General features: G+C 67.5%; 12 protein-coding genes. 9 read left to right on the forward strand and 3 right to left on the reverse strand.

Annotated features, from left to right (window positions below; translation table 11 throughout):
- Positions 1-311: 311 nt before the first annotated feature.
- Complete coding sequence (locus tag QZM15_RS01800) at positions 312-2,165, forward strand: alpha/beta hydrolase (protein ID WP_302105661.1); 1,854 nt, start codon at positions 312-314, stop codon at positions 2,163-2,165.
- Between the two features lie 160 nt (positions 2,166-2,325).
- Here the strand turns inward: QZM15_RS01800 and QZM15_RS01805 are convergent, their stop codons facing one another.
- Entirely contained in the window at positions 2,326-2,745 is a 420-nt protein-coding gene (locus tag QZM15_RS01805; protein ID WP_302105662.1) for a hypothetical protein, read from the reverse strand.
- Positions 2,746-2,873: 128 nt separating this feature from the next.
- Here QZM15_RS01805 and QZM15_RS01810 point away from each other — a divergent pair, with 128 nt between their 5' ends.
- The 8 genes from QZM15_RS01810 (at position 2,874) to QZM15_RS01845 (ending at position 14,226) form a co-directional block, all read left to right on the forward strand.
- Positions 2,874-4,100: a polysaccharide biosynthesis/export family protein gene (locus QZM15_RS01810; RefSeq protein WP_059574648.1), complete on the forward strand. Its 1,227-nt coding sequence runs from the start codon at positions 2,874-2,876 to the stop codon at positions 4,098-4,100.
- Positions 4,101-4,159: 59 nt separating this feature from the next.
- Entirely contained in the window at positions 4,160-6,433 is a 2,274-nt protein-coding gene (locus QZM15_RS01815; protein ID WP_302105663.1) for a polysaccharide biosynthesis tyrosine autokinase, read from the forward strand.
- A complete protein-coding gene (locus tag QZM15_RS01820; RefSeq protein WP_302105664.1) occupies positions 6,430-7,875 on the forward strand; it encodes an oligosaccharide repeat unit polymerase in 1,446 nt (481 codons plus the stop codon). The genes QZM15_RS01815 and QZM15_RS01820 overlap by 4 nt, the downstream gene beginning before the upstream one ends.
- Before the next feature lie 77 nt (positions 7,876-7,952).
- A complete protein-coding gene (locus QZM15_RS01825) occupies positions 7,953-8,999 on the forward strand; it encodes a glycosyltransferase family 2 protein (RefSeq protein WP_302105978.1) in 1,047 nt (348 codons plus the stop codon).
- A gap of 316 nt (positions 9,000-9,315) precedes the next feature.
- Positions 9,316-10,464: a glycosyltransferase gene (locus tag QZM15_RS01830; protein ID WP_302105665.1), complete on the forward strand. Its 1,149-nt coding sequence runs from the start codon at positions 9,316-9,318 to the stop codon at positions 10,462-10,464.
- Between the two features lie 21 nt (positions 10,465-10,485).
- The gene (locus tag QZM15_RS01835) at positions 10,486-11,568 is read left to right on the forward strand and encodes a glycosyltransferase family 1 protein (protein ID WP_060311063.1); all 1,083 of its coding nucleotides are present in this window, start codon (positions 10,486-10,488) and stop codon (positions 11,566-11,568) included.
- A 130-nt stretch (positions 11,569-11,698) separates the two neighbouring features.
- The gene (locus tag QZM15_RS01840; protein ID WP_302105666.1) at positions 11,699-12,751 is read left to right on the forward strand and encodes an acyltransferase family protein; all 1,053 of its coding nucleotides are present in this window, start codon (positions 11,699-11,701) and stop codon (positions 12,749-12,751) included.
- 188 nt (positions 12,752-12,939) lie between these two features.
- Positions 12,940-14,226 carry a nitrous oxide reductase family maturation protein NosD gene (locus QZM15_RS01845; RefSeq protein ID WP_302105667.1) on the forward strand — a complete coding sequence of 429 codons (1,287 nt, stop codon included), beginning with the start codon at positions 12,940-12,942 and terminating at the stop codon, positions 14,224-14,226.
- Positions 14,227-14,321: 95 nt separating this feature from the next.
- Here the strand turns inward: QZM15_RS01845 and QZM15_RS01850 are convergent, their stop codons facing one another.
- A complete protein-coding gene (locus QZM15_RS01850) occupies positions 14,322-15,899 on the reverse strand; it encodes a mannose-1-phosphate guanylyltransferase/mannose-6-phosphate isomerase (RefSeq protein WP_226289048.1) in 1,578 nt (525 codons plus the stop codon).
- Positions 15,896-16,474: a hypothetical protein gene (locus tag QZM15_RS01855; RefSeq protein ID WP_060311721.1), complete on the reverse strand. Its 579-nt coding sequence runs from the start codon at positions 16,472-16,474 to the stop codon at positions 15,896-15,898. The genes QZM15_RS01850 and QZM15_RS01855 overlap by 4 nt, the downstream gene beginning before the upstream one ends.
- Positions 16,475-17,330: the final 856 nt, after the last annotated feature.

The following is a 17,330-nucleotide window of genomic DNA, read 5'->3' on the forward strand; positions in this document are numbered from 1 at the left end:
TACCGCGATAGCGATGAAGCTATTTGTAAGCTGGCGCACCGAAGGACGCTCGAACCGGGTGCTTTAATCGAGCGCACTGTTTTGGTTCACGGTGCGAGCCGTCCGATGACGCCTCGGGCACGCAACGTCACCTCCCGCGGGCATGGGGAGCAGGACAACACATGGAACCGGACGGGGACCGCGCAGGGGCGCGGCCGGGCCGCTGCCGCGCATTCGTCGAGCAGTCGCACGATCGTGGAATCGCTCGTTCCGGCGGAGCCGCCGGAACGCGTGTCCGCGTCCGATAAAAATACCGATCCGAGGAGTACCGATTGAAGCCCATTACGTTCGGCAGTTGCGTGGGGTGGCTGCACGAAGGACAGACGACACAAGGGGTGATCCTGTGCGAATCGTTGGGACACGAGGCATCGTGGACGCACAAGCTCATGCGGGCGATCGCCGAGCGCCTTGCCCGCGACGGCGTCACGGTGTTGCGATTCAACTATCCGTGCACCGGCGATTCCGCGGGCGACGATCGTGACGCCGATCGGCACGCCGCCACCCTCGGCAGCATTCACGATGCGATCGATCTGCTGCGCGACCAGGTCGGTGTCGCGTCGCTGACGCTCGTCGGCATCCGCGCGGGTGTGCTGTTCGCGATGCTGGCCGCCGCAGGCGACGGGCAGCACCCGTCGCCGCGCGTCGACGCTTTGGTGGCGCTCGCGCCGGTCGTGCGCGGGCGTGCTTATCTTCGCGAGCTGTCGTTCGTGCATCGCCAGTGGCTCGACATCACGTCCCCTGCGATTCGCGCCGCACATCGCGACGAGCCGTGCATGAACGTGCTCGGGCACCGCTTTCCCGACGATTTCGTCGCTGCATTGAAGGCGGTCGATCTGTGCGACGTCGTGCGCGACGCACCGACGCTGCCTCGCGCGATGCTGCTGATTCAGCCCGATCAGGACGAGCCCGCGTTGCGCGATGCGCTGCTCGCGCGGGGCGTGAACGTGGCGACCGAACCGTTCCGCGAATGGCCCACGACGATGCTGGACGGTACACGCTCGCGTCTGCCGCTCGCGGCCATCGACACGCTCGCGAACTGGATCGTCGAACGCGCGCCGCACACGGCCGCCGGCGTCGACCCGACGTGGCGGCCGGATCCGCCATGGAACGGCGAATCGGCCGCGGCGCTCGACATGATCGACATGACCGAGCAGGTCGTCGCGGTCGGGCCGGACCGGTTGGTCGGCGTGCTGTGCCGTCCCGCCGATACGGGGCCGGCGCATCCCGTCGCGCCGGCGCTCGTGATCGCGAACACGTCGACGAATCCGCGAAGCGGCGAAGGGCGCTTCAGCGTGCGCCTCGCGCGGACGCTCGCGCGCGCCGGCGTCACGACGTTGCGGCTCGACGTGAACGGCGTCGGCGACAGCGGGGCCGCCGCGCCCGACGACCAGTCTCCCGTCGTGTATTCGGCGCGGTCGAGTGACGACGTGGCGGCCGCCGCCGACTGGCTGCGTGCGCTCGGTCATCCGGACGTGGTCGCGGCCGGCATCTGTTCCGGCGCCTATGCGGCATTGCATGCGGCCGTGAAGACGCCGTCGCTCGGCGGCGTGATCGCGATCAACCTGGCGCGCTTCGTGTGGCCGGCCGGCCTCTCGCTGGACGCGGTGCAGAAGCAGCGGAACAACTCGGTGCGCGGCTACTGGCTGTCGGTACGCGACTGGCAGAAGTGGAAACGCCTCGTGCGCGAACGGCGCGATTTGCGGCCGATCGTGCGGGCCGTCGCCGCCAATGCGATCGCGCGGGTCAGCGTACCGGTGAAGGAGGCGGCCGCGCGCGTCGGCTGGAAGCCACGCGTGGGCACACCACGCGGCGTGATGCACGTGCTTGCGCAGCGCGATGTCCGGACGACCCTCGTATATGGCGCGCTCGATCCCGGCATCGACGATGTCCGGCGCCATTTCGGCGCGATCGAGCATGCGTTCAGGTGCTCGCGCCACGTACGGCTGCACCTCGAGCCGCAGGTCGATCACGCGGTATACGGCGCGGTCGGCACGGATATCGTGATCGAGCGGTGCTTGCAGGCGCTCGGACGCGACTTGACGAGGCCGGTCGTGCATGCCGTCGACCCTGTCGGGCTCGAAGCGGCTGGGGGATCGTACGCAAACGTGTCGGTCGGCAGGCCGTGATGCACGTCATGCCGCATGCGTCGGCGCCGCGGGGTGCGATCCCGGCTTCGTATGAAGATCGACGTTCGGTGGGGTCGCTCACAGACGCGCGGCTCGCCGTAGTGTCCAATCCCTTATCGATGCATGCACGGTTGTGCTGCGGCCCGACCGGCCGGGTATGTCAGTCCCGATCGCCCGGCTCCGCATAGGGTGATTTCGCGTAGGGCGATGCGTACAACGTGTCGCTGCGCCATACGTCGTCGGTGGGCGCATTGGCCACCTGCGGGCGATGCGGTCTCGCCGGCACGAGCGGCCGGCGCAACGTGATGCGGGCCCGCGTGTCGGGCTGGGCGGCGGTGCTCGCGGCCGAACGAGCGAGCGCGGGCGCCACGGCCGCGGATGCGGTCGCGGCTGGCTCGGCGGTCGCGGCCGCGCCGACGGCTTGCGCCGAGCGTTGTGGCGGCACGGGCGCAACGAGCGTCGACGATGCGAGGCGCGGTGTGTCGGCCGGTGTGCCGGACAGCGTTTGCGCACCGGCGGCACAGACGAAGCCGGCCGACGCGATGTAGAGGAACGGCGCAAGCGACGAAGAGAAGTTCATGACGAATCGCAGGGAGTGACGTGCGGTGAAGAGGGTGGTGCGGCACTGCAATGCAAGCCGCGCTGGGCAAGCGTAATGCCGGAATTCGCCGCGTTCGGCGGGTTACCGCACAGTTTTGGAAGGACACCATGTCAATCACCACGCAACCGGAATCGACGCGCGGCACGCGGCGGCCATGCTGGGCCGGCGCCGGCCGTGCGCCGTGGCTGTCGCGCATGGCGATCGTGGCGGCCGCATGCGCGCTGAGCGCATGTGCGCTGTCGCCCGGCATGACTTACCGCGCGCCGGCGGAGCGCGACGCGAATGCGCGCGTGAGCGCCGACGCATCGGGCTCGGGCGGCCTCGACGGCGTGCAGAACGTGTCGAGCGAGGATCTGATCGAGATCACGCCGGCATTCGTCGCACAGCACCATGCGGGGCGGCCGGCCAACGTCGACGCGGAGATCCGTCAGTTGTTCGGCAAGCCGACGCCATACACGATCGGCCCCGGCGACGTGCTGAGCATCATCGTCTGGGACCACCCCGAATTGAACCTGCCGACGACGCAGACGGTCGGCGGCGGCGACGGCGTCGGCGCCAGCTCGGTCGCGACGGGCTACACGGTCGACGCGGCCGGCAACGTCCAGTTCGCGTATGCGGGCCTCGTGCACGTGGCAGGACTGACCGAGGCACAGGCGCGCGCGCTGCTGATGAAGCGGCTCGGCGAATACGTGCGCAAGCCGCAGCTCGCGCTGCGCGTGCAGAGCTACCGCAGCAAGCGCGTCTATCTCGACGGCGAAGTGCGCACGCCGGGTTTGCAGATCGTCAACGACATGCCGATGACGCTGCCCGAGGCGATCGACCGCGCGGGTGGCTTCACGCCGACGGCGGATCGCTCGCAGGTGTCGGTGACGCGCGGCGACACGACCGTGAACGTGAGCCTGCCCGCACTGATCGCCGCGGGCGTGAATCCGTCGAACATCCTGCTGCGCGACGGCGATCTCGTACGCGTGCGCGCGGCGAGCGACGCGAAGGTATTCGTGCTCGGCGAAGTATCGCGGCCCGCGACGCTGACGTTGACCGACGGCCGGATGAGCCTCGGCGAAGCGCTCGGCGACACGGGCGGCGTGAGCCAGTACACGTCGGACGCGCGCCAGGTGTTCGTCGTGCGCCGCGGCCCCGACAATCGTCCGCGCGTGTACCACCTCGACGGCAGCTCGCCCGCGTCGTTCGCGCTCGCCGACCAGTTTCCGCTCGAGCGGCGCGACGTCGTGTTCGTCGATGCGTCGTCGCTGGTGCGCTGGAGCCGCGTCGTGAACCTGCTGATTCCGTCGTCCGCGCAAGGTGCGCTGACGGCGAAAGCCATTTCGCCGTGATGCCCGAGGCGGATTTCGTGACCGCGACCGTGCGTCGCGCCATACGGGACTGATGCTGCATGAACACTTCGACCTTGCCTGAGCCGCCCAGCGGGCGCATTCCGCGGCCGTCCTATCCGGTGCGCCGCTACTGGAGCATGCTGTATGGCGGCCGGCGCCTGATCGCGTGCACGGCGCTCGCCGGCGCGCTCGCGGGCGGCCTGTATGCGCTGTTCGCGGCCCCCGTCTACCGCTCCGACATCCTGTTCCAGGTCGAGCAAAGCCAGACCGATTCGAAGCAGACGTCGCCGCCCGGCGATCCGTCGTCGGTGTTCGATCTGAAGACCGATGCATCGACCGAGATCGAGGTGCTCAAATCCCGCGCGGTGCTCGATCGCGCGATCGAGAGCACGAACCTCGCCCTCGACGCACGGCCGCATTACCTGCCGCTGATCGGCTGGCGGCTCGTGAACGCGGCCGACGGGCTGTCGTCGCCGTTGCCGGGCGGCTACGTGTATGGCACCGAGCGCATCGACGTGCCGACCTTCGACGTGCCGAAGCGGCTGCTCGGCAAGCGCTTCGCGCTGACCGTCGGCGACGACGGCGCCTACACGCTGCAGCGCACGGGCTTCTTCGGTCGGAAAGGGCCGGTATGGCGGGGCCGCATCGGCCAGCCGCTGCACATCGAGACGCCGCAGGGGCCGATCGACGTGTTCGTGCGCGACGTGGCCGGCCAGCCCGGCGCACGCTTCGATCTGACGCGCTACAGCGACGAGGAGGCGACGACGTGGCTGCAGAAGAACGCGCTGATCTCGGAGCGCGGCAAGCAGTCGAACATGATCGGCGTGACGCTCGACGGCATCGATCCCGTGCACGACAGCCGTGTGCTGAACGCGATCGGAGAGGCGTACCTCGCGCAGAACACGCAACGCAAATCCGAGGCGGCCGACAAGCTGATCCGTTACATGGACGGCCAGTTGCCGCAACTGAAGGCGCAACTGGAAGCGGCGGAGAACCGCTTCAACGCATTCCGTGCATCGCACGGGACGGTCAATACGAGCGACGAGGCACTGGCGTTGCGTCAACAGTCGGTCGACATCGAGACGCGCGTGCAGACGCTGCAGCAGCGTCGCGAGGAGCTGCTCACGCGCTTCATGCCGAAGCATCCGGCCATCGTGGCCGTCGATGCGCAGCTCGCCGATGCGCAGCGCTCGCTCGACACGGCCCGCAAGCAGATCCAGCAACTGCCGACCGTCGAGCAGGGCGTGCTGCAACTGCAGCGCGACGTGGCCGTCGACACCGCGCTGTACACGAACCTGCTCAATACACGCCAGCAGATGGTCCTCGCGCGCGCCAGCAAGACGGGCACGGTGCGGATCGTCGATACGGCGAAGGTCGCCGAGCAGCCGATCGGGCCGCATCGCGGGGTCGCGGTGGTCGGCTTGCTGATGGTCGGCCTGCTGGCGGGCGCGGCGATCGTGATCGCCCGGCAGCGCGTCGTCGGCACGATCGGCGACGCGGAGGAAATCGAATGGGCGACCGGGCTGCCCGTGTTCGCGACGGTCCCGCACAGCGCTGTCGCGGCGGCCGCGGAACCGAGGTCGAAGCGCGGCCGGCTCGGCCCTCGAATGTCGACGGTGCCGGTCGACGTGCAGGACGCCGCGCTCGAAAGCCTGCGCAGTTTCCGCGCGTCGCTGCAATTGTCGATGCCGGCCGCATCGAATCCGGTCGTGCTGATCTCCGGGCCGACGACGGGCGTCGGCAAGTCGTTCGTCGCCGCGAACATCGCATCGCTCGTCGGCGCCGCGAAACGGCGCGTCCTGTTGATCGATGCCGATCTGCGCAAGGGTTCGCTGCACGACCGGTTCCGCTATAGCCGCGCACCGGGGCTGGCGGACGTGGTGGCGGGCACTCACACGCTCGACGAGGCAATCAGGCGCGGCGTCGCACCGGGCCTCGATTTCATCGCGATGGGCCATGTCGTTCCCGATCCGGGCGAGCTGCTGCTGCAACCCGCGCTCGCCGAACTGATCGGGCAGGCCGCGTCCCGCTACGACATGGTCGTGCTCGACGGCCCGCCGTTGCTGCCGGTGGCCGATGCGCTGGTGCTCGGCCGCCTCGCGGGCACCGTGTTCCTCGTCGCGCGTAGCGGCGTGACGACGTTGACGGAGCTCGACGAAAGCGCGCGGCGGCTCGAGCACGCGCATATCGATGTGCGCGGCGTGATCCTGAACGACTACAAGGGCGCGCCGGGACGGTACGACTACGGCTATACGGGCGCGAACACGCATCAGGCCGAGGCAGGGTTGACGGGGATGATCGCACCGCGGCAGCGGGCGGAACGCGCGTCATGAATCGGAGAGCCGACGGTGCCGGGCCTCGACCGGGCGCGGCGACGGCGCGCGGGATGGCGCGCGTGCGCGGTGTCGCGGGCGGTTATGCGGGCTACTGGTGGGAGGATCCGGCACGGCTCGTGCCGATGTTCATCCTGCCGTTGTATGGATTGCTGTCGCTCAGCCTGCTGGGCGACCAGAAGTCGATCGCACGAATCTATTTCGACGGTTACTACGCATTTGCCGGCGCGTTGTTCCTGATGGTGGTGGCGGCGACGGCGTGGCTCGCGACGACCGAAGCGCGGACGCGGCGCGGGCCGGCTGAAACGCCCGTCGAGGTGCCGCCGTGCGTGCTCGATTGCCTGTTCGCGCTCGCGCTGTTCGGCAATCTCGTGATGATGAGCGGGATCATCGCGCGGCCGGCGCTGCTGCTCGAATTCCTGCATGGCCAGGCTACCGCGTACGACATGCTCCAGCAGATCGGCCGCGTCACCGGGTTGAGTTCGTTCACGCAGGCGACGTCGCCGTTCGTCGCACTCTATTTCTACGTGTTCCGAACGCCGGTGAAAGGCCTGAACCGCTACAAGATCTACATGGCCGTGCTCGCGGTGCTGACGGTGCTGCGCAGCTTCCTTTTCGCGGAGCGCCTGGCGTTGATCGAGATGGTGATGCCGCTCGCGCTGATGGTCGTGCGGTTCCGGCTGCACGGCCGGTATGCGCGGCTGCTCACGCTTGGGCCGTACGCGGCGATCCCGCTGTTGTTCGCGCTGTTTATCGCGAACGAGTACAACCGGTCGTGGGAAGCCTATTACGTCAACATCTACGACAACATCTTCGACTTCGCGCTCGAACGGCTCGGCCTGTACTATTCGACGTCGCTGAACAACGGCGCCGGGATGCTTGCCGTGCTCGGCTGGGGGCAGGGCCATCCGATGTTCACGTTCGACTGGTTGATGCGCTTTCCGGTGATCGGCGAGACGTTCCGGCCGTGGATCGATTCGAGCGACAGCTTCAACCTGTTTCTGAACAGCTACGCAGACCCGGAATTCAACAATCCCTCCGGTATCTTCGTCCACTTCTACGAGTGGGGCTGGTTCGGGCTGCTCGACGCGGCCGTGCTCGGCTGGATGGTCGGCCGCAGCTATGCGGGCTGGCGCAGCGGCAACGGGTTCTGGTGCTGCGCGCACGCGGTGCTCTACGTGTCGTTGATGGAGATCATGCGTACGCCGAATCTGTTCAGCGGACGCAATTTCCTGCCGATCGTGCTGCCGATCATCGTGTTCCATTGGTTCGGGAAGCGGTTGACGAGCGTGGCACCTTCCTCCACGCATGCGGTATCCGGACGCGGGGCGCGCGCCGCCGACACCAACGAGCGGGACGGCGGCGCGACGGCATGGCCACTCGCACCCGCACCGCATCGACGACGCACTATTCCACGCGCGACGCGAAATCCGGAACGGTAGGCTCGCGAACTGTGCGCGGCCGCGCGATCCGTATCATGACCAGGATTGTCCGCGCGCTGCTCGTCCGACTTCCGCACATGACCGACCTGACCATCGCAATCTGCAACTTCAACCATGGTGCGTACCTGCGCGAAGCGATCGACTCGGCGCTCGCGCAGACCGTGCGCGACGTCCGCGTGCTGATCGTCGACGACGGGTCGACCGACGATTCGCGCGACATCATTCGCTCGTACGGCGAGCGCGTGACGGCGGTGTTCCAGGAGAATCGCGGCCAGGTAGCCGCGTACAACCGCGCGCTCGAGCATGTCGCGTCGCGCTACGTCATCCTGCTCGACGCGGACGATCTGCTCTATGCCGACGCCGCGGCACGCGTGCTCGCCGCGTTCGCATCCGGCGATTTCGTGAAGGTTCATTTCCGGCTCGACGTGATCGCGCACGATGGCGTGCGGACCGGCGCGAGCGTGCCGCAGTCCGCGGTCGATACGGATTGCGGCCGCCTGTTGCGCGCAGGCTGGCTGTACCCGTCGCCGCCTGCATCGGGCAACGCGTATCGCGTCGCCGCGCTGAAGCGCATCTTTCCGGTACCCGTCACCGCCGACAATCTGCACGGCGCCGATTTCTACGCGATCTACGGCATCGCGCTGCTCGGGGCCGTCCACATGATCGACGCGACGCTCGGCGGCTATCGCGTGCACCAGCAGTCGAATGCAAGCACAACCGACGCCCCGGCCCTTGCGCTCGCCAATTCGGAGGACGCGGCCACCGGTGCGCTGAAGGCCGAACGCCGGTGGTCGATCCTGCGCACGCTCGCCGGCGCGCGGCTGCAGGAAGCGCTACCGATCGCCCCGCTCGACTTCGCGATCGAGAAGGCGCGCTTCGCGAGCACGCTGTATCGCGCGCCGTTGGCGCGGCGCTGGCGCTGGTTCCTGTGCGAATCCGGACGCTACTGGCATACCGTGCTGCGCAATCCGTTCTGGCGTCCTGCCAAGAAGGCAGCGGTCACCGTGCTGTCGCTCGCATGTTTGCTGCCGTCGTCCGCGCTGAGCAATCGCGCGATCCGCTACCTGTCCAATCCGCTTGCGCGCGTGCGCAAGCTGCCCGCCGCACGCACCGACGTGCAATGAGCACCGCGCGCTCGCGGCTGCGCCGGCCGAATCGCCTGTTCGGTTAGCCATCGCACCCAGTGCGTCCGGCATGCGCTGCACAATGGTCCGGACCGTTGAGGAACGCGTAACGACGGATATCGGCGGCCGCGTGGCGCGGCAGCGAGGCCCGCCATGACGGACGCGAAGCAATGTCCGTGACGGCCACGTGTTCATCAATGAGGAATGCGTAATACATCGGGATTCCGATGTGTATGGATCGCTCGCGACTTGACGATGCGCCGCCTCATCGGCGCGCTGGGCAACGAACAGTGCGATCGAATCGACCAATCCAGAGATGACCAAAGAAAAGATCGTTCATATTGCCGAGGCGTTTGGCGGCGGCGTGCTGTCGATGCTGACCTATCTCGCCAACCATGCCGCGGCAGCGGGCGTCGACGTGACGGTACTTCACTCGATCCGGCCGGAAACCCCGCGCGATTTCGCTACGCTGTTCCGGCCCGACGTGAAGCTCGTTTACGTCGACATGGTGCGCGAGGTCGACGTCCGGCGTGATCTGCGGAGCTTGCGCGCGCTGATCCGGAACCTGCGTGACTGCGGGCCGACCGCGGTTCATCTGCACTCGTCGAAGGCAGGCGTGCTGGGACGCATCGCCGCCCGGATCGCCGCGCCGACCGCGACGGTGCTTTACTCGCCGCACGGTCTGTCGTTCCTGCGCTGCGACGTGTCTCGCATGAAGCAGTTCGCGTATCTGAGCTTCGAGCGCATCGCGGCGCGTATCGGCGGCACCATTGTCGCGTGCTCGGGCAGCGAGCTCGGCGAGATCAACCGCAAAGTTCGCGCGAAATCCGCGGTCATGGTGGAAAACGGGGTGAACGTCGCCGAGATTCCGCCTCGCCGAACACGCGACGATCGCAAGGTCGTCATCGGGATGAGCGGTCGCGCGTCGTTCCAGAAGAATCACGAAGCATTCGTACGACTTGCCGACGAGCTGCGCGGCGCTGACGTCGAATTTCTCTGGATCGGCGGCAACGTGGCGGAGATTCCCGATTCGTCGCGGCGCCAGGCCGTCGCCTGCAGCGGCTGGGTGACCCGCGAGCGTGCGCTGACGCTCACGTCGGAACTGGACATCTATGTCCAGACCTCCCGCTGGGAGGGGATGCCGGTCGCGCTGATCGAAGCGCAGGTTGCCGGGATCCCGGCCGTGGTGACGAACGTCGTCGGCAATCGCGACGTGGTGATCCACGGCGTGACCGGCTACGTCGCGTCGACCCCCGCCGAGATGGTTGGCTATCTGAGCACGCTCCGCGACGACCGTCGGCTTCGCGAGCAGATGGGCGAAGCCGCGCGAAAGCGCGCGATTCAGCGGTTTTCGATGAGCGCGATCTTCCGGCAATGGCATGCGCTTTACGGACTGGGTCCCGACGAACCGCGCGTTGCCACGCGCGACTTCGAGCCGGTTGCCGTGGATCACGTCAAAGCCTGATTTCGATATCCCCTTATTGACATGAGCGCTTTCAAGAAACCGAGGCAACTCGTATACAACGGCCGATTCACCACGCAGAAGACAACCGGCGTGCAACGCGTCGCACGCGAGCTGATCGCCGCGTTGATCAAGTTTCAGCCGCAGGATCCGGTAACCGTGCTGGTGCCTCCGCAGCCCGGTATCGAGGTGAGTGGAGCGAGGACGGTCAAGGTCGGCTTTTACAAGGGCGTGGTCTGGGAGCAACTGGTGCTCCCGTTGTTCGCACGCCGCGGCCGCGTCGTCAATCTCAGCAATTCGGCATCCATTTTCATCGGCAACCAGATCATCTACATGCACGACGCGGCGGTATTCGACACGCCCGCGCATTTCTCGCGCCCGTTTCGCGTGTGGTACCGGATCATGTTCTGGATCCTGGCGCGAACTTCCGTCCGCGTGCTGACCAACTCGTATTTCTCGCGGGATCGCCTCGCGCATCACTGCGGGGTTGCCGCGGAGAAGATCAGCGTCGTGCCGCTCGGCGCGGATCATCTCGACACGCTGGAACCGGACACGAGCGTGCTCGACAAGCATGCGCTGACACCGAACCGGTTCGTGCTCGCGGTCAGCAGCATGAATCCCACCAAGAACTTCGGCAGGCTGATCGCGGCGTTCAGGCAGATCGACGATCCGTCGGTCGATCTCGTCATCGTCGGGATGCAGAACGCCACCGTGTTCGGCAAGCAGGACCCGATGGCGGCGGCCGCGGAGCCGAACATCAAGTACGTCGGCTATATCAGCGACGAACAGTTGAAGGCGCTGTATCAGAACGCGGCGTGCTTTCTTTACCCGTCGATCTACGAAGGCTTCGGCATACCGCCTCTCGAGGCGATGCGCTACGGATGCCCGGCCGTGGTCGGCAAATCGGCAGCCCTGCCGGAAGTCTGTGCGGACGCGGCGCTGTACTGCGATCCGTATTCGCAGGACGACATCGCGCGGAAATTGCGGAGCCTGCTCGATTCCGACGAACTCAGGGCCGAGCTCAAACGCAAGGGGCGCCTGCACGCGGACAAGTATCGCTGGAGCAGAAGCGCCGAGATGATGAAGGAGATATTCGAGGGGCTGTAGGACATCCGCCGGGCGGCACGACGACCCACTGTTCCCCACCGCACTGTCCCGCGCGTCGGCCATCCATACAGTGAACGACTATCCGATATCTCGGCCGGTGCGGAACCTGACGGCCGGCCACCGCTTCATCATGACTGCACGCGAAACCCACCTCGATGTCGCCCGCGGCGCGGGAATCATTCTCGTCGTATACGGGCATGTGCTGCGCGGCGCCGTTTCCGCCGACCTCGTGCCGGCAGGCGCGGCCGACACGGCATTCGCGTGGAACGACTACGTGATCTACACGTTCCACATGCCGTTGTTCTTCTTCCTGTCCGGCCTGCACGTCTGCAGCTCGCTGCGCCGCACGCCGCATGGCTTCCTGTGGTCGAAGATCCGGACGATCGTGTATCCGTACCTGCTGTGGTCGATCGCGCAGGGCGCCGTGCAGATTGCAATGGCGTCGCACGGCACCAATCATCCGTTTACGCTGAACGACCTGCTGGCGATCGGCTGGCGACCGTTCGCCCAGTTCTGGTTCCTGTACGCGCTGATGCTCTGCATGCTGGGCATCCGGGCGTTCGCGGCGGCCGTGCCGGATGTCGCGCGTGCACCCATGCCATCGCGGGCGCGCGGCTGGCTCGCCGGATGCGCGGTGCTCGGGCTGGCGCTCGGCGCGGCGACGCAGTGGGGCATCCTGTCGATCACGCTGATGAACGCACCGTTCTTCGTGGCGGGTGTGCTTGCGTCGCAGGCATTGCCCCGGTGGCTCGCGCGCCATGGCGGGCCGACCGCATGCGCCGCCACGGCAACGGCGTTCGTCGCCGCGGTCGTGTTCGCTCACGGCGTCGGTAGCGCGACGAGCATCTGGGCGCTTCCCGCCGCGTTCTCGGGCATCGCACTGGCGCTGCAACTCGCGCATCGGTATGCGTCGCAGCCCGCACGCGCGGGATGGCTGGCGGCGATCGGTTGCGCATCGATGCCGATCTACCTGACCCACATCTTCGCGATGGCGGCCGTACGGATCGTGCTGATGCGCGCCGGCATCACCGGTCTGGCAGTCCACCTCGTGCTCGGCACGCTGGCCGGTGTCGCGATCCCGATCGCCGTCTATCTGGTCGCATTGCGGACGGGGTTCGCGCATATTGCCGGCTTCCCGTCATGGCCGGGACGCGATACGGCGGTACGAACGCGTACCGCTTGAGCTTCGGCATCATCGTCGGGCCCGGACGTTGCGCGCTTGGTCTGATGACGCACCGAAGCCGATCGGCGCCCCTGATCTAATCAACGGCGAAGCGTCGCCGCTTTCGTCGGCCTCGCGGACGGGCCATGCAGTCGGCCGTCGACATGTGCGGTTCAACGCGCGAAAAGCTGCCAGGGAAACGATACGCCATGCATGAATTGCAACGTCTGTCGCGCGGCGTGATCGCCGCGATGTGCATCGCGGGCGGGCTGTCGTGGTCGGAACCCGCGGTATCCGCAACCGCCGCGGGCGAACCGGCCGCGATTCATGCGGCCGTACCGGACGCATACGTGCGTCCGGATCCCGCCGCGGCCGATCAGGGCGACGCGTTGCAGCGCGCGCTCGATGCGTTGCGCCCGGGGCAGCGGCTCGTATTCGCACCGGGGCGCTATGTCGTCGGCCGCTCGCTCGTCGTACGGCAGGCGCGTGTGGTCCTGTCGGGATTCGGCGCGACGCTGATCGCCACCGCGCCGAACGACCAGACGATCGAGCTGCGCGGCGACGGTACGACGCTCGTCGGGTTCCGGCTCACGGGAACCGGCACGACGCGCCTCACGACGCCGGAGTCGACGAAGGTCGAGGTAACGGGGCGAGACGTGCAGGTGCTCGACAACATCGTCGACGGCGGCGCGGGTGCCGGCATCTTCGTATTCGGCGGTGCGGATGTCGCGATCGTCGGCAACGAGGTACTGTCGACGCTGGCGGACGGCATCCACATGACGCACGGCTCGCGCAACGTGCTGGTACAGGGCAACGTCGTGCGCGGCACCGGCGACGACATGATCGCCGTGGTGAGTTACCAGGCGGAGGGCGTGCTGACCCGCAACGTGATGATTACCGGCAACTCGCTGGAAGGCAACCCGTGGGGGCGTGGCATCACCGTCGTCGGCGGTGCGGACGTGACGATTTCGAACAACATCGTGCGCAACGTGCAGGTCAGCGCCGGGATTCTCGTCGCGCAGGAGGACAGCAACCGCACAGCCGGCTCGTCCGACGTCCGGATCGAGCGCAACGTGATTGCCGATATCCAGACTGCGACAGGGCGGACCGATTCGCGCCCGCTCACGCAGCAAGCGGCGATCGAGGTCAGCACGTGGTCCGGTTCCGTGTCGCGGGTGACCGTGATCGGCAATCGCGTGTCGAATGCGAGATTCGACGGCATTCGGTTGTGGGGCAACGTGTCGGACATACGGCTGGCGGACAATCGGCTGTCCGGGATCGGCGGCTTGCCGGTGCGGGTCGGACCTGAACCGGAGTGCTCGGCCGGCGCGCCCGCGGACCCTTCCGCGAACGATCGGTCGAGGAGCGTTCCGTGTGCGCGCGCCCGCCAGTCTGCGCCGGATGCGCCCGACGCGCTCGGCGCGGATACGTCGCTGCTGCCGCGCGTGCGCGAATCCGTCAGACGGCCGCGCTGGTCGCAGCGCGGCACGGATTAGGGTGAACAGGCCCTGATCGAGCGGTGCGCGGCACGCGCGCCGACGCGATTCGCACGCACTTGTCGCACGGCGTCGCGTTCCTCAGCATTCTCCGGTCAGCCCGGTTCGCCGGCGGAGAGCGGTACGACCGGCGTCGGCTGCGCGGACGTCGTCCCCGAGCGCGGCGGAGCGGCGCCGACGATTGCCCGCCCGTACTGATCATCGAACCGCACGATATCGTCTTCGCCGAGATAGTCGCCCGATTGCACTTCGATGATTTCGAGCGGAATCCGGCCGGGATTCTCGAGTCGATGCACTTCACCGACGGCGATGTACGTCGATTCGTTCTCGCACAGCAGGAACGTCTCGGCGCCGCGCGTCACCTTCGCGGTGCCGCGCACGACGATCCAGTGCTCGGCGCGGTGATAGTGCATCTGCAGCGACAGCCGCCTGCCGGGTTCGACGACGATGCGCTTCACCTGGAAGCGCGCGCCGAAATCGATCGAATCGTAATGGCCCCACGGCCGCTGCACCTTGCGGTGCTCGCTCGCCTGCGGGCGCCGGTCGGTCTTCAGGCGGGCGACGACGTTTTTCACGCGCTGCACGTCGTGCTTGTTCGCCACGAGCACGGCATCGGCCGTCTCGATCACGACGACGTCCTTCATCCCGACGCACGCGATCAGGCGGCCTTCCGAGCGCACGAAGCTGTCCTGCGTGTCCTCGAACACGATCGGGCCGCGCGCGACGTTGCCGTGATCGTCCTTTGGCATGATTTCCCAGATCGCGTCCCACGTGCCGACGTCCGACCAGCCGGCCGCGAGCGGCACCACGATGCCTTCAATGCCGAGCTCGCGGTGCTCCGCGAGGCGCTCCATCACCGCATAGTCGATCGAATCCGACGGGCACGCGTCGAAGGCCGCCGCATCGATCCGGAAAAACGGATCGTCCGCGACACCCGCGCGCCACGCGCTTTCGCAAGCGGCGTGGATGTCCGGCGCGAGCGCGCCGATCGCCTTCAGCCAGACCGATGCCCGCGTGACGAAGATCCCGCTGTTCCACCAGTAATCGCCCGATTGCAGATAGCGTTCGGCGAGCGTCGCATCGGGTTTTTCGACGAAACGCCCGATCGCGTAGCCGCCTTCGCTGCCATGGCGGCCCGCGCGCGGCTCGCCCACCTGGATGTAGCCGTAACCCGTCTCGGCACGGCGCGGCAGCACGCCGAGCGTGACGATCGCGCCTTCCTGCGCATAGCGTGCCGCGCGGGCGATCGCGTCCTGGAATGCGCCGACATCGACGATCACGTGGTCGGCCGGCATCACGGCGAGCACGGGATCGTCCACGAGCGCGCTCGCGTCGAGCGCGGCAAGCGTCAGCGCGGGCGCGGTGTTACGCGCGACCGGCTCCAGCAGGATGCGGGCGGGCGCCGACCGGCCTTGCACCTGCTCGGCGCTCATGAAGCGATGCTGTTCGCCGCATACGAGGAGCAGCGTGTCGCCGAGCGACGCGTTCGCGATGCCGTTCAGGCGGCGTGCCGTCGCCGACAGCGGCGATTCGTCCGAAACCAGTTCGATCAGCTGCTTCGGATACTGCTCGCGCGACAACGGCCACAGCCGCGTGCCGGAGCCGCCGGCGAGAATCACCGGCAGGATGCTCGGCAGATCGGGTTCGGGAACCGGGCGAAGGGTGGGGGTCATCGGTTCGCTCCGGTATCGACGGGCAGCCGGGTGCGAGCGCGGCCGTCGGCGCGCGCGTCGTCGTTGCGCGAGACGGAAACGGCCCGCGACAGCAGGTAACGCAGCGCGCCGGCCGCACGGTCGGCCGAGCGTACCAGGCCGACGAACGGCGCACCCTGTTCGAGATACGGGCCGTAGGCCTTGCGGAATCCGAACTGTTTGTAGAACGCCTGACGCGGCGCGGGGACGTGCGTGCGCACGGCGGTGTCCGGCCATGCGGCCTGCGCGGCGGTGAGCGCGCGTCCGATCAGGCGTTCGAGCGTGTCGTCGTCCCGACAGCTTTCGCTCGTCAGCACCTTGTCGATCACGACGTCCGGATCGATGTCGTCGCCGGGCAGGATGCGGGCGTAGGCCACGACTTCCGTGGCGTCGCCGTTGCGCATGCTCGCATAGACGTGCAGCGCGCCGGCGTCCTTGCCGTCGATGTCGAGATGCGTGTGCGCGTCCTCGACCACCAGCACGGCGTTGCGCGCGCGCAGGATTGCATAGAGATCGACGGCGCTCAGATGTTCGAATTCACAACAATGCCATTCCATGATGCTGTCCTCGCGTGATGCCTTCGGCACGCCGCACCCTACGGACGCGATCGATCCGTGCGGCGCGGCGATCTTCATCATCCTGATGCGCGATGTGGCGGTCTGTTCGAAAGCGCACTCACGCTCCGGATTCGCAGGCACGGCGCGGGATACGAGGCGACGCGCGCGTCGCGGGAGCGTCGCAATGTGCGGTAGCACACACCGTCGGGGCCGGTGCTTTTTCATAATTGATTGATCGTGGCGGCCGGCAATGAAGCGCGGCCGGCCGACATCGCACGCAAACGACGCGCTGCGCGTGCGGGGCCGGGAATGGCGGCGATCGTTCGCGGCGGCGTGGTCGCATGCGGCCGGGTCGGGCCGGGCCGGGCACGGGGGCGCCGTCGATCGCGTGGTGCCGACCGGGGGATGCGCTCTCGCCGCGTCCCGTCGAAATCCCGCGCGCCCGCGCGGCGTGCACGCCTGAGCCGGTACGCTGCCGGTCGCGCGTTTGCACCGCCGTGGTGATCTTCCGGCGTGCCGGCTTCCGGTCCAGACGTGCGGGTTGGCGGGTCGCGATGGCCATCGTGCTGCACTGCACGACGCGCGTGCCGGCGTCCTGAAATCCAGGTCGCCCGGCGGGAATGCGTCGAAAAGGCCCGCGCGGCGGGATGCCGGTGATTACGGCGTGTAACGACCGGGCGGCCGGCACACCGGGGCAACGCGATGCGGTTACGCGGCGGCCGGCGCGATTATGCGGTCCGTGGAGCACGGTTCCACGTACTTTTGGGAGATTTCGGCGGAAATCGCCGGTAATCGACAGGATCAATATTGCGGAAAAGTAGTATTTGCCACTGATTGACGGCAATGGTCGTAGATA

It is taken from the genome of Burkholderia sp. AU44665 (assembly GCF_030504405.1).
GTDB lineage: Bacteria > Pseudomonadota > Gammaproteobacteria > Burkholderiales > Burkholderiaceae > Burkholderia > Burkholderia semiarida.

What these genes read in the sequence shown, in the direction of transcription:
- QZM15_RS01815 (WP_302105663.1), top strand. Translation starts at nt 4,160, where the DNA reads ATGAACACTTCGACCTTGCCTGAGCCGCCCAGCGGGCGCATTCCGCGG.
- QZM15_RS01810 (WP_059574648.1), top strand. Translation starts at nt 2,874, where the DNA reads ATGTCAATCACCACGCAACCGGAATCGACGCGCGGCACGCGGCGGCCA.
- QZM15_RS01845 (WP_302105667.1), top strand. Translation starts at nt 12,940, where the DNA reads ATGCATGAATTGCAACGTCTGTCGCGCGGCGTGATCGCCGCGATGTGC.
- QZM15_RS01850 (WP_226289048.1), bottom strand. Translation starts at nt 15,899, where the DNA reads ATGACCCCCACCCTTCGCCCGGTTCCCGAACCCGATCTGCCGAGCATC.
- QZM15_RS01830 (WP_302105665.1), top strand. Translation starts at nt 9,316, where the DNA reads ATGACCAAAGAAAAGATCGTTCATATTGCCGAGGCGTTTGGCGGCGGC.
- QZM15_RS01835 (WP_060311063.1), top strand. Translation starts at nt 10,486, where the DNA reads ATGAGCGCTTTCAAGAAACCGAGGCAACTCGTATACAACGGCCGATTC.
- QZM15_RS01820 (WP_302105664.1), top strand. Translation starts at nt 6,430, where the DNA reads ATGAATCGGAGAGCCGACGGTGCCGGGCCTCGACCGGGCGCGGCGACG.
- QZM15_RS01840 (WP_302105666.1), top strand. Translation starts at nt 11,699, where the DNA reads ATGACTGCACGCGAAACCCACCTCGATGTCGCCCGCGGCGCGGGAATC.
- QZM15_RS01805 (WP_302105662.1), bottom strand. Translation starts at nt 2,745, where the DNA reads ATGAACTTCTCTTCGTCGCTTGCGCCGTTCCTCTACATCGCGTCGGCC.
- QZM15_RS01855 (WP_060311721.1), bottom strand. Translation starts at nt 16,474, where the DNA reads ATGGAATGGCATTGTTGTGAATTCGAACATCTGAGCGCCGTCGATCTC.
- QZM15_RS01825 (WP_302105978.1), top strand. Translation starts at nt 7,953, where the DNA reads ATGACCGACCTGACCATCGCAATCTGCAACTTCAACCATGGTGCGTAC.